Below are 13,936 nucleotides of genomic sequence, written 5' to 3'. Positions count from 1 at the left end.
TATGAAAAATTTACATTAAATATATTGAATAAATTAAAAGAAAAACATAATATTTACATTATCAGATTATGATTGATTATTGATTTTATAAAATCAGGGGTTGTTTAAATAATGAAAATAAATAAAGTACATTGGTTGGTTTTGCCAATCTTAATAGTCATTTTGCCTATTTCAGCTCTAGCAGATGCAAAGGTATATGATAGTTTCACAATTCATAATAATACAGATTATGACTTATCTGTAAACAATTATAATAACCACTGTTTTAATACAGATAAACAGCAGGGCCTTCCTGCAACTATTAAAGCACATACATCACTATCGTTCTCAGAGTATGAAAATAATCAAGGGATACCTTGCGCTAACAGTCAAAAGCATATGGACTTTAGAGCAACTGCTCAGATGCCTGATGGTCAAGGAGAGTACCAATTGGAATTTCATTATGAGAGAACCCCGTTAGATGATGATGGTAATTATTCATCTGATGATGATGAGTATGGCTTAAAAAAATGGGAAGTAGGTATTCATCAAACGGATGTAACTGATGGGCAACCTGGTATATATGATTCAGACTGTCAAGAGCAATCTGGTACTAAAGTAACAGGAGCTTGTTTGATTACCACACTTGCTAAAGAGGGTTCAACTCCAGGTGCAGGTTATTATGATTCGATTGATCATCACTTTAAGCCAATGGATGTTGATATAACAGTTGGCAATCCTAATGGTAACAATGAGTCAGTTAAATTTGTATCAATTCAATTAGGAGCTGTTGCTGTAACTGACGGCTATGGCAATCCTATTGATGCCGATGGGCAAGGTTATGTAACATTAAACACGTTAAAAAGCTATGTGTTTCACTTTTCTAAGACCCAACAAGTCTGCGAGACTAAAAATTTGATTTTAACATGTCCTTCTTCAATTGAATATGTGAAAAGTGGTACTAACGAAATTGTTTTTACTTGTGCTCAAACAGGTAAAGGAGACTCTGTGTGCCCTTGGACAACTGAAGATAACAATCCTCAACCTCAACCAGGACCTGATGTTTATTCATAATTTATTTGGCTAAAGAAGTAAACGGTATAGGCTACTAAATTTATTAAATATATTATTAAAACTGAAATTTAGTGTATAAACTTAAAATATGAATAAATCTAATATAAAATAAATATTTAAACTAATTGTACTTTATATATATTTATTGTCACATTAAAATATAATCATAAATTTTACATAAAATATTGTATTTATTGCATAAATTATTCATAATGTATCAAATTTTAAATAACTTAAGATAGCTAGTATTAGTGTTGCTTTGGGGTTGTGATAATGAGACTAATAAAATATATATTAATGATGTCAATTTTGTTGTATTTATACAGCAATTCCCGCTATTAATGACACGGGTTGCAAATAAAGACTTTTAGACCGATCATATATTTATTTTTCGTAACCTAGTTATTTTACAATGAACAATCAATTTAAAAAACATCTATCTATACCAGGTTTATTACACACATTAAGAAATAGCTTTGCAAAAGCTACTGATAGGAAGTCATCCAGCATTTACTCACTTGTTGATTGTTTGATGTGTGGCATGGCAGTATTTGGAATGAAGTATCCTTCATTACTTAAATTTGATAAAGATATGCGATCAGAGGGCAGTTTGGTTAAAAATAATATTAGCTCATTATATAAAGTTGAAAAAGTGCCATGTGATACATATTTACGTGAACGTTTAGATGAAATTGATTATCTTCAATTACGTCAGTCATTTAATGCATTACTAAGCAATCTACAAAGAGGTAAAGTTCTAGAGCAATATTGTTTTTATAATGATTATTATTTGATTTCCAGTGACGGCACAGGGATGTTTTCATCACATGAAGTGCATTGTGATAATTGCTGTGTAAAACATCACCGTAATGGAACAAAAACTTATTATCATCAAATGTTGTGTGCTTCGATTGTACATCCTGATATAAAGCAAGTGATTCCATTAGCGCCTGAGCCAATTATTAAAAGTGATGGAACAAAGAAAAATGATTGTGAGCGAAATGCAGCGAAACGTTTAATTAAACGTCTTCGCCAAGAACACCCGCACTTAGCAATGATTTTTGTTGAAGATGCCTTATATGCCAATGGCCCTCATATTGATGACCTAAACAAACATAATATTCATTATATTCTAGGAGTAAAACCAAGTGATCATACCTGGCTTTTTGACTGGGTTAAAGCAAGTAAATCCGAGTTTTTGTCGATGTCACTAGAGGGTGTTAAACATGAATTTGAGTGGGTTAATCAAGCTGAATTAAATGAAACTAGAAGTGATATTAAGGTTAACTTTTTGTCTTATAAACAGACAAATAAAAAAGGTAAAGTACAGCATTTTACTTGGGTGACAGACCTTGATCTTAATTCAAACAATGTATTTAAAATAATGACAGGAGCACGTGCACGCTGGAAAATTGAAAATGAGACATTTAATACATTAAAAAATCAAGGGTATAATTTTGAACACAATTTTGGTCATGGAGCAAACAACTTATGTACAGTATTTGGCTTTTTGATGCTATTGGCATTTTTGGTAGATCAAATTCAAGAACTATGCTGTCCATTATTTAAGTCGGCATTAAAAAAATTAGAGACAAGAAGTCGTTTATGGGACAGAATAAGAAGTGCTTTTTTTATAGCACAGATTAATAGTTGGGAAGCGCTATATTTACACCTATCAGGAAAAGTTAAAGCCCAATTGATCATCGACACTGGTTAATTATATTTTGCCATGAACATCGTGTTTTTAACTATACCCGGTTATTTATTAATGAGACATAAAAATCTAATATACGGTGCATATGCTGTAGCGGTAAGTATTGTCAATGAGAATGCTAATGGAATTAATAATTAAATGAAAAATTAAGCGGGAATAGCTGGTATTTATATAGTTTTCCAGTTATTAGCTATGCAGATAAAGGGCCAAAGCATTATTATAGTAATCGCAGTTTCTATGTGCATAATAATCTAAGAAGTATAATTACCATTTATGATGTAGAGCATCACTGTTATGATTCTGATAAGCAGTATAATCTACCTTTAAAAGTGGCTTCTGGAAGAACTGCTTATTTCACGGAAGCAGAAGATTTAGAGTGTGATGGTGGTTATATTGATTTTAAGATTTCAACAATATATCGTAGTAATACCTATACGTATCATTATAAATGGAATTTTGATCGAGATAAAATTGGTGATGATACTTATAAAGATCCTAATTATGACAATAATAAAACGCATCATTATACTTATAATAAATATTTGTGGTTTGATTTAACAGATAATACGAATAGTGATCCATCAGTTAATCAGATTATGTATGTTTCAGCTGCAACTTGTAATAATGTTGATTGTTCTTCATCAAGTACTAAATATGTAGAGACTTATGAAGATGATTATTGGGAAACATTTGCTCATTGGCATAAAACCTATGGTGATCCAATGTATCCAACTCAGTTAACTGTTGGCTATGTTGATGATTCAAGTACAGTTAAACCAGAGGCATTAAAAAATTTAGGAAATCTAACAGTGACTGATGGTTATGGTAAAATAGTACCATTAGATGATCAAGGTTATATTCATTTTAATTACCATAAGTATTGTGAAATACACTTTTCTAAAACAGAAGGTTTTTGTAAAGCTCAGTGGGGCAAAGTCAGTTGTCCCTCATCGATTGAGCGAATAGAAGAAGGTGATGAACTTATTTTTACTTGCGCTCAAACGACTTCTAAAGACACAGTCTGTCCATGGACTTTGGATGAATCTTAATAATATTAGATTTTGCAATAAAACTTTTTTTTGTTTGTATAGTAATCTATTAATTGCAGGTAATCTCTTAATATAAATTTTGAAATAAAGCCTTATAAATCACTGTTTGTAGCGGTTATTAACGGTGACATATAAAGCGATTAGCGTTAAATTAACCATACGAAATTAATAATTAAGGATTTGATTATTATGGGTGTCATTAATGTATCAGCTGAACAGTGGAAAGCAATTAATATCCTATTAAAAGATAAGCCCGAAGGTACGAAATTAAAACATCGATATAGTCGATATGTTCATAGAATAGGTAGGGTAAAACAGCCACAAGAATATCAATATCAAGATGAAGATGGGCAAACTAAAAAAATAACTTTTGATCATTCATTTATTGTAGCTGGTGGTCAAATATGGGCATTACCCAATCATGAAGAGAAAGTAAAAGCGCTCATTGGAAAAGGGCAGTATGGAAAAGTTGTTATTCGAGAAAATGAACAACAAGAACAGTCATTACATAAAATTGAGCATAAACCTAGTAAAAGTAGAACCGTTGAAGAAATACAAAGATCTAAAAGAGAGCAACAAATAGCATTTGATGTCGGTTTAGCCTATACGACTGTTTCAAAACAATATATTGGTAAAGTAGGTAAAGGTGGGGGGGATTCTATTATGGTAATGCCATATGAAAATAACCCTAAAGATTTGAAAAAAAAATATCACAAGCAAACTATTCCAATTGCAACATCGATCAAAGCATTTGAACAATTACAAAAACTTCATAGTGGAGAGTTATCAAAGACAAGTACTAAATATTTACATCGGGATTTAAAATTAGCTAATATTACTGAAGATGATAGTGGTAAGGTAACTTTGATAGATTATGGGTTTGCCGTATCACAAGATGAAGTTGATAAACAATACTGTGGCTCACCATTAATGATGGCACCTGAAGTGTTACAAACAGATGGACCTGATTATTCAGCTTCAACAGATTTATACGCTTTAGTTAAATCGCTTTTGTTACATGAGATTGAGTTAAAATTTCCTCAAGATCATGTACGAATAGAAAATATTGGTAAAGAATTACCTATATCCTCGAGGTTGGCTAAGATAAATGATGAGTTAAATAAGTTTTTAAACGAAAAGCATTTAATATATCAGTCAGATCCTAGCTTTTATTTATCAAATCAAGTTTTATTAGATGCCATAATAAAACCAAAAGATGAACGTCCTACAACTGAACAAGTGATCGAAGCTTTAGTGCAACAACAAGAAAAAATAGCTGAAACTGAAAGGCAAAGGCAAATACAAATAGAGCAACAAGAAAAAGCCCTACAAGAGCAAAGACAAGTAATGGAAAATTTAAAAGTTATACAAGATATGATAATTAAAAGACCAATGTTTCCATTGCATCCAGGAAGGCTATTTTTACAAAATCATTTACTACATAGCCCAGGTATGGGACCAATGCTCCTGATGCAAATGGAGTTAGCAAAAACTTTAGCAAATTTACCCCAAGAAGTTACCCATGATGAAGCTAGTTTAACGGACTCTGAAAATGTAAGTTTTCATAGTTTAGAAGTATCAAGAGAATTTTCGTTGCAAGATAAAACTAAAGCTGAGCCATTAGAAACAGCCGATCAATTAAGTAAAGATGCTTTATTAGAAGAAGAGAAAGTAGAAAGCGAGGTAGTAAAAAATGAAATAGCAGAGAGTACTCAATTAGATCTAAAGCATAGCCAACCAAATCATAAACTAGAAAATGATCATCAAACTACTCAAGTACTAGGTAATACATCGATCCCCAGTTTGACTGATAACAGCTTTTTCTTTATTGAAAGCGTTAAAAGTAATTCTGAAGTTCTCAATGATTTAAATATTCAATTGGTTGAAAAAGTGCTTAATGCTACTCAAAATAAGGCAAAAGGATATGTTGGCTACGGAGGAAAAACTGTTAACTTTAATGGCAAAAGTTATTATTATGTACCAAGTCATGTTGCAGAAGTAGTTGATAAGTTAACCGCTGGAAATTTTAAAGAATCTATAGATAATTTTATTCAAATCTTTGCCAATGGACTTAATAAAGCTAAAAATACAAGTGTTGGCTGGACAAGTTATGTTATGGGAGGTAGAGACCCAGATATAGAAGCACTTTATAGTAAACCGCATCAAGTCTTAAATGGTTTTAAGAAAGAAATATCAGTTAATGAAAGTACGTTATGTATGTAGCATATTTGAAAAATTATTAATTATGTACTTTGATATACTTATGGAGGGTTAAATTAAATATGCGCTTTAGATGACAATAGATATTATTATATTAGCTTTTATTTTTATACTAATTATTTGCTATGGCTTCTTTTCTGGTTCTGAGACATCATTGATGTCTTTAAATCAATATCGAGCACGCCATTTAGCAAAAAATAAACATAAAGGTGCTAAAAGAGCGATAAAGCTTTTAAAGCGTCCAGATAGAGTTTTAGGTATTATTTTATTAGGTAATACTTTTGTTAATATTCTAGCAGCGGCGTTAGCTACTGTATTAGCTGAACGTTGGTTTGGGCAAATAGGTATTTTAATTTCTACCGTTTTTTTAACATTAGTGATCTTAATTTTTGCAGAAATTATGCCTAAAACATTAGCTGCTATTTATCCAGAGCGTTTTGCATTTCCAGCATCTTTAATTTTAAAAATTTTATTAAAGCTTTTATATCCGATAGTTTGGTTAGCTAATTTATCATCTAATTCACTTTTAAAGCTCTTTGGTATTCATATACCAAAAACAAATGTAATTGATCGACTCACTAAAGATGAGCTTTACTCAGTTATTGCTGAAGCGAACGTAATATTAACGCGAAAATATAGAAATATGCTTTTGGGTATTTTAGAGCTTGAAACAATGACAGTATCAGATGTAATGCTACCAAGAAAAAAGATTGAAGCAATTGATTTAAATCAGTCAGTTGATAATCTTGTCAAAGATATATTTAGTTGTTCACATAAAAAAGTAATTACTTATCGACACAATATTGATAATATTGTTGGCATTTTAAACATCTATCATTTTTTAATGCAATATAGTCATAAACACGGTATTACTAAAGCTGATATTTTAAAATTAATTAAAGAGCCGTATTATATTCCAAAAACAACATCATTACAGACTCAGCTTTTAAACTTTCAAAGTAAAGGTGAGCGTTTTGGTATTATTGTTGATGAGTATGGTGCAATTGAGGGTATTGTAACGGTTGAAGATATTATTGAGGAAATTGTCGGTGAATTTGCCGATACTTTTGAGCCATCTGAGTTTATTACTAAATTATCAGATCAATCCTATCTAGTAGCTGGTAGTATAACAATTCGAGAGTTAAATCGTCATTTAAATTTAAAATTGTTAACTAAGGGTCCAAATACATTATCAGGTTTAATTACAGAGCACTTAGAAGCAATTCCTTCAGCACCTTGTTGTATTAAAGTTCAAGGGCATATGATTGAAGTGACTAAAGTAAGTCATAATATTATTGAGAAGGCTAGGATTTATTCATTTGTTGAAGAGTTAAAATAAATATAAAGATGTAAATAATATATAAATCAATTTTAAATTCCCCTCTAATTTTAGATGGGTGACTGCGAAGCAGACGGGGTGTTTTTAATTACACAATTCTTCTTTCAAATTGAAGCAGATTTAAGAAGCAGGCGGGGTATTTAATATAAAGTTATATTTATTCTTTACAATAGCTACAATCTTGAAGCATAAATTGTCGCACCTTGAATACCCACATCGGTGTTGAGTACTACATGCACAGGAATTGATTTAACTAATTTATTCATTCTACCTTTATCACAAAACGTATTGATAAAACGGCCATCAGATAATTGTGATAATAGTTTTGGAGCCATACCACCAACAATATATAAGCCTTTTTTAGGTAAAGTAGTTAATGCAAGGTTACCTGCCGATGCACCATATATTTTAACGAAGATATCAATGGCTCGTAGTGCCATTGGATCGCCATGAATATGAGCAAAATTGGCAATTTCAGCAGCGGGGTTATCAGATAAGTAAAGACTACGCTTTAATTCTGGGTTTTCTTTTTGGTTATATAATGGATTATCAGTTACATAGCGATAAATATTAACTAAGCCTGGGCCTGAAACAAATCGTTCAACAGATACACGATGCAACTTTTTACGCATATACTGTAAAAGTGCTACTTGTTCATCATCAACTGGTGCAAAGTCAGCATGCCCACCTTCTGTGGGTTGAACGCGTGGTTTCTTGTCATCTTGATAAAGAAATGTAACACCAAGGCCTGTACCAGCGCCAATGACAGCCACTAAGTTATCATTATCTATTTTACCTTCTTGTAAGGTACATAAATCTTTAGATTCTAATGTCTCAATACCATAACCGATGGCTTCAAAGTCATTGATTAATTTAACACGCTCAGTTTTTAATGTTTCTTTAAGCTCTTCTTCTTTGACAAGCCAAGGTAGGTTCGTAAATTGGACTGAGCCATCAACAATAGGGCCTGCAACAGCAAAAGTTGCAGAAAATATTAACTTATCTTTTAGTTTGGCATCTTTTAGAAATAGTTTAATTACATCAGTTAAACTTTTGTGATTTGCACTATGATAAGTATGTGTAAATAATATATTTAATTGATTCATAAATGATGCTTCTGAACGGGAAGTTTTTTTGAATTCAGCAAGCATTAAACGTGTATTTGTTCCACCTATATCACCAGATAAGATAATCATATAAACTTCTCCTTTAATGTTTAAAGTGGCGCATTGAGGTAAATACCATAGCAATATTATGTTCATTAGCAGCGTCGATAATTTCTTGATCGCGAATTGAACCACCAGGTTGGATAATAGCATTTATACCGGCTTCAGCTGCTTGATCAACGCCATCTCGAAATGGGAAAAAGGCATCAGATGCCATAACGGCATTTTCTAATAAAAGATTAGCTTGTTGTGCTTTTTCAATAGCAATTTTTGAACTGAATACACGTGACATTTGACCTGCACCAATCCCGACTGTCTGATTGTTTTTAGCATAGACAATTGCATTTGATTTTACATGCTTGACCACTTTCCATGCAAATAATAAATCATTCATTTGTGTATCTGTTGGTGATTGATTGGTAACTATTTTTAATTCATTTTCATTAAATAACTGCTGATCTTTATCCTGAATTAATAGTCCACCTTGAATTTTTTTAAAATCAAATGCATTTTTGTTATTTTTATTTGGATAACCACAAGCCAATAAGCGCACATTCTTTTTGCTACTTATAATTGTTACTGCTTCAGGTTCAACTTCTGGCGCAATAATCACTTCAACAAACTGGTTATCTATAATTTGTTTAGCTGTTTTTGCATCTAATCTTTGATTGAATGCAATAATACCACCAAATGCTGATGTAGAATCACAAGCAAATGCCTTTAAATAGGCATCATAGATTGAATCAGCTTCAGCAACACCACAGGGGTTCGCATGTTTAACAATGACACAGGCATCTTTTTCAAACTCATTGACACAAGATAGCGCAGCATCAGTATCGGCAATATTATTATAAGATAATGCCTTACCATTTAGCTGTGTTGCCTTACATAAAGAAGGTTCAATAAATTCATTTTCTGCATATAGTGCAGCATTTTGGTGTGGATTTTCACCATAGCGCATATCAGAATGCTTTTGATAATTTAAATTTAAAGTACGTGGGAATTGATTGTTAATTTCTTCTGACTCATCGGATAAACTACCTAAATAGTTAGCAATAGCGCCGTCATATGCTGCAGTATGCTCGAATGTTTCACAACAAAGCATAAAGCGTGTGCTTGCATCGAGCTTACCATTTTGATTTATTAACATTTGAGTGATTTCATCATAACGATTTGGATTACAAATAACAGTGACATCTTGATGATTCTTAGCTGCAGCTCTAAGCATTGTAGGGCCACCAATATCAATATTTTCAATTGCCAGATCAAAAGTTACATCATTACGCTTAATCGTTTCTTTAAACGGATAAAGGTTAACAACAACTAGATCAATTGGCGGTATATCATATTCATTCATTGTTTGATCATCAACTCCTCTACGTGCAAGAATACCACCATGAACCTTAGGGTGTAGCGTTTTTACTCTGCCAGAGAACATCTCAGGAAAGCCAGTATACTCTGAAATTTCAATCATTGGCACTTGATGTTGTTCAAGTAGTTTGGCAGTGCCGCCAGTGGAGATAATTTCTACATTAAGATCAACCAGGGTTTTGGCAAATTCAACAATATTTGTTTTATCAGAGACACTTAGTAATGCGCGTTTAATTGGTTTCATAAAGGGACCTTATGTTGATTGAGGTTGTTTAAATCATTAAAAAATGATGCTAATGCATTAAATTGATGTTCAGTAGTTTCCAGGCGGTTAAATTGGCGTTTAAATGCTTTGGCTTGTTGTTGATAGTCATTGATTGTATCTAAGTACCAACCAATATGTTTTCTCGCAATACGGATGCCCATATAATCACCGTAGAACTGATGTAGATTATTTAAATGTTGTTTCATTAGTTGGTATTTTTCATTATTTGCGGGTTCAGCTAAATACGCTCCAGTATCAAGATAGTGCTGTATTTGTTTAAAAATCCAAGGCCTGCCTTGTGCAGCACGGCCGACCATAATGCCATCAGCTTTCGTATACTCGAGTACATATTTAGCTTTTTCTTCACTATCAATATCACCATTGGCAATGACTGGAATTGAAATAGATTGCTTGATCAATGAAATTGTATCGTATTCAGCAAAACCCGTATATTTTTGACAGCGAGTACGTCCGTGTATGCTTAATAATTGAATACCAGCATCTTCTGCAATCTTAGCTATTGTTAATGCATTTTTATTATTTGTATTCCAGCCTGTACGTATTTTAAGTGTTACAGGTATATCGACACTTTTTACAACCGTAGTTAAAATATCAGCAACTAATTTTTCATTTTGCATCAAAGCAGAGCCAGCAAGTTTATTACATACTTTTTTAGCAGGGCAGCCCATATTAATATCGATAATCTGAGCGCCTTCTTTGATATTTAACAATGCTGCTTCTTTTAACATTTGAGGATCGCCACCAGCAATCTGTACAATGATAGGCTCTGGTTCACCGTCATGGGTAATACGGTTTTGTGTTTTTTTAGTTTTATAGAGATGGCCTTGTGACCAGACCATTTCAGAAGGTGTTAAACCTGCGCCATATTGACGACAAAGCACTCTAAATGGTTGATCAGTTACACCTGCCATTGGTGCTAAAATTAAGCGGTTAGGTGTCGTATACGGGCCGATTTGGATCATAGTTAGATTCGTTTACCAGATAAAAGTACCCATTCTTCTTTAGTTTCAATTGGTTCAAAACTAAAGTATGGTTGGTAGGCTTCGATTACTAATTGGGCTTGTTCTTCTAAGATACCAGATAAAGCAATTTTACCTTTGGGTTTGACAAGCTTAGCTATACTAGGTGCTAACTGAATTAATGGGTTGGCAAGAATATTAGCAATTAGAATATCACAAGTGACATCATTTGTTATTTTATCAGCCATCAAAAAATTAAATTGTTTCTGATTAATCTCATTTCTTTGTGCATTATCATTAGAAGCTGTAATTGCTTGAGGGTCAATATCAATACCAATGGCTTTTTTTGAACCTAGTTTTATTGCAGCAATGGCTAAAATACCTGAACCACACCCATAGTCAATAACTGTTTCATTGCCTGTAATTGTTTTATCTAGCCAGCGTAGGCAAAGTTCTGTTGTTGGGTGACTGCCTGTGCCAAAAGCTAATCCTGGGTCTAAAATGATATTAACTGCATTAGGATTTGGAGTTTCATGCCAGCTTGGGCATATCCATAATCGTTCACCCAATTGAATCGGTTTAAAATGTTCCATCCAGCTACGTTCCCAGTCTTCATCAGGGTAGATTTTTGTTGTATAAACTGGTAATTGACTAATAGAGAGTATTTCAGGGAGTTGGTTTAATATTAAAGCTAAGTCAAACTCTTCAGTAAAAAGTGCAGTTAATTGTAATTGATCCCAAAGGGGTGTTTCATCAACGCCAGGTTCAAAAATTGGGTTATCTTCGGCATCTTTTAATGTAATAGAGCAAGCGCCTAATGTTAGAAGGGCATCTTCGTATGATTCAACATCATCACGTTTTAGAGTAAATGTAATTTCTTTCCAAAGCATAGTAATCTCAACTAAAACCTTTTAGGTTCATTAGAGTTGAGATTTTACAGTTTCTTTAGTAGAGATTCAAGATAATGGATGTTTGGTGCTTTTTCATTGAATGTTTTATCATCAAGAATGATTTGATGTAATGGTATATTGGTTTTAATACCATCGATGATCATTTCATTTAATGCTGATTTCATTCTACGAATAGCGGCCTCTCTATTACGTCCATGAACAATCACTTTTGCAATCATGGAATCATAATAAGGTGGAACCGTATAATGTGAATAAATATGAGAATCTACACGGACGCCTGGCCCACCAGGTGCATGATAAATATTAATTGTACCTGGAGATGGCAGCATTTTAATAGGATCTTCAGCATTAATACGGCATTCAATCGCATGGCCTGTGATATGAATATCATCTTGCTTAAGTAAAAATGTTTCACCTGAAGCGATACGTAATTGCTCTCTAACAATATCAACACCAGTAATTGCTTCAGTGACAGGGTGTTCAACCTGAACGCGCGTATTCATTTCAATAAAGTAGAAATGACCATCTTCATAAAGAAACTCAAATGTACCGGCACCTCGATATTTCATCAATTTACAGGCTTTGATACAAACTTTACCAATTTCTTTACGTTCTTTTTCACTTAAACCAGGTGCAGGAGCTTCTTCTATGACTTTTTGGTGACGTCGTTGCATTGAACAGTCACGCTCACATAAATGGATGGCTTTACCTTTACCATCACCTAAGACTTGGATTTCAATATGTCTTGGGTTTTCAAGAAATTTTTCCATATAAACCATGTCGTTATTAAAAGCACTTTTTGCTTCAGCTTTGGTCATGGTTATGGCATTAATTAATTCATCTTTATTTCTGACAACACGCATGCCACGGCCGCCACCGCCGCCTGCAGCTTTAATAATAACTGGGTAGCCAATTTTATTGCCTAAAGCGAGGTTTGTTTTGTCATTTTTACCTAGTGGGCCGTCAGAACCTGGCACACAAGGCACTTTTGCCTCTTTCATGGCTTTAATCGCTTCAACTTTATCACCCATTTGACGGATTGTTATACCACGAGGGCCAATGAAGATAAAACCGCTTTTTTCAACTTGGTCAGCAAAGTCAGCGTTTTCTGATAAAAAGCCATAACCTGGATGAATCGCATCACAGTCAGTTAATTCAGCAGCAGCAATAATAGCTGGAATATTTAAATAACTGTCAACTGACTTAGCAGGTCCAATACAGACGGTTTCATCAGCAAGTTTAACATGCATTAAATCACGGTCTGCAGTTGAGTGTACAGCAACGACTTTAATGCCCAATTCATGACATGCTCTTAAAATACGAAGTGCAATTTCGCCTCGATTAGCGATGAGAACTTTTTTAATCACTTACCTGTTCTCCTTTTAACCAATAATAAATAATGGTTGATCGTATTCAACAGGACTACCATCTTCAACAAGGATTTTTTTAACTTCACCACTTGTTTCTGATTCAATTTGATTCATGATTTTCATCGCCTCAATAATACACAACGTATCACCAGGGTTAACTTTCTTACCTTCTGAAACAAACATGTCAGAGCCAGGAGCAGGTGAGCGGTAGAATGTACCTACCATTGGTGAGCGAACAATTTCACCACCACTTAAATCAGACTCTGGTTCCTTTTGAGTTTTAGGCATTGAATCACTTGGGATATTAGGTGCAGGTTGAGCTTGTGGAGCAGCTACTTGTTGAACAGGCATCGGCGCCTGAGCAACTTGAACCACTTGGTTAGCTGTTTTTGCAATTCGAATGACGTTCTCACCTTCACCAATTTCAAGTTCAGAGATTTGACTGTCATCAACAAGTTTAATCAGTTTTTCAATTTTTTTTATATCCATTACTATAAC

The 13,936-nt window shown here is 33.4% G+C and carries 11 protein-coding genes; 5 read left to right on the top strand and 6 right to left on the bottom strand.

What is annotated here, in order from left to right; genetic code table 11:
• The first annotated feature begins 111 nt into the window (after positions 1-111).
• From KFE69_08975 to KFE69_08955, 5 genes are all read left to right on the top strand, one after another.
• Positions 112-1,053, top strand: coding sequence for a hypothetical protein (locus tag KFE69_08975; protein ID UTW41638.1), 942 nt, complete (start codon positions 112-114; stop codon positions 1,051-1,053).
• Between the two features lie 412 nt (positions 1,054-1,465).
• Positions 1,466-2,770 (top strand): transposase, encoded by a 1,305-nt coding sequence (locus KFE69_08970; protein ID UTW41637.1) that lies wholly within the window; start codon positions 1,466-1,468, stop codon positions 2,768-2,770.
• 236 nt (positions 2,771-3,006) lie between these two features.
• Entirely contained in the window at positions 3,007-3,816 is an 810-nt protein-coding gene (locus KFE69_08965; protein ID UTW41636.1) for a hypothetical protein, read from the top strand.
• Between the two features lie 189 nt (positions 3,817-4,005).
• Entirely contained in the window at positions 4,006-6,039 is a 2,034-nt protein-coding gene (locus tag KFE69_08960; protein ID UTW41635.1) for a protein kinase, read from the top strand.
• Between the two features lie 70 nt (positions 6,040-6,109).
• On the top strand, positions 6,110-7,375 hold the full coding sequence (locus tag KFE69_08955) for a DUF21 domain-containing protein (GenBank protein ID UTW41634.1): 1,266 nt from the start codon (positions 6,110-6,112) through the stop codon (positions 7,373-7,375).
• A 173-nt stretch (positions 7,376-7,548) separates the two neighbouring features.
• Here the strand turns inward: KFE69_08955 and KFE69_08950 are convergent, their stop codons facing one another.
• The 6 genes from KFE69_08950 to KFE69_08925 are packed head-to-tail and all read right to left on the bottom strand — an operon-like array spanning position 7,549 to position 13,927.
• On the bottom strand, positions 7,549-8,571 hold the full coding sequence (locus KFE69_08950; GenBank protein ID UTW41633.1) for a glucokinase: 1,023 nt from the start codon (positions 8,569-8,571) through the stop codon (positions 7,549-7,551).
• Positions 8,572-8,584: 13 nt separating this feature from the next.
• Complete coding sequence (gene purH / locus KFE69_08945; GenBank protein ID UTW41632.1) at positions 8,585-10,156, bottom strand: bifunctional phosphoribosylaminoimidazolecarboxamide formyltransferase/IMP cyclohydrolase; 1,572 nt, start codon at positions 10,154-10,156, stop codon at positions 8,585-8,587.
• Positions 10,153-11,160 (bottom strand): tRNA dihydrouridine synthase DusB, encoded by a 1,008-nt coding sequence (gene dusB / locus KFE69_08940; protein UTW41631.1) that lies wholly within the window; start codon positions 11,158-11,160, stop codon positions 10,153-10,155. The genes purH and dusB overlap by 4 nt, the downstream gene beginning before the upstream one ends.
• A 2-nt stretch (positions 11,161-11,162) precedes the next feature.
• Positions 11,163-12,047 (bottom strand): 50S ribosomal protein L11 methyltransferase, encoded by an 885-nt coding sequence (prmA, locus tag KFE69_08935; protein ID UTW41630.1) that lies wholly within the window; start codon positions 12,045-12,047, stop codon positions 11,163-11,165.
• A gap of 44 nt (positions 12,048-12,091) precedes the next feature.
• Positions 12,092-13,435 (bottom strand): acetyl-CoA carboxylase biotin carboxylase subunit, encoded by a 1,344-nt coding sequence (gene accC, locus KFE69_08930; GenBank protein ID UTW41629.1) that lies wholly within the window; start codon positions 13,433-13,435, stop codon positions 12,092-12,094.
• 15 nt (positions 13,436-13,450) lie between these two features.
• Complete coding sequence (locus KFE69_08925) at positions 13,451-13,927, bottom strand: acetyl-CoA carboxylase biotin carboxyl carrier protein (GenBank protein ID UTW41628.1); 477 nt, start codon at positions 13,925-13,927, stop codon at positions 13,451-13,453.
• Positions 13,928-13,936: the final 9 nt, after the last annotated feature.

The sequence above is a fragment of the bacterium SCSIO 12844 genome, from assembly GCA_024397935.1.
GTDB lineage: Bacteria > Pseudomonadota > Gammaproteobacteria > Francisellales > Francisellaceae > M0027.
The sequence above is the reverse complement of the archived record's forward strand: the minus strand, read 5'-3'. Positions and strand labels throughout refer to the sequence as shown.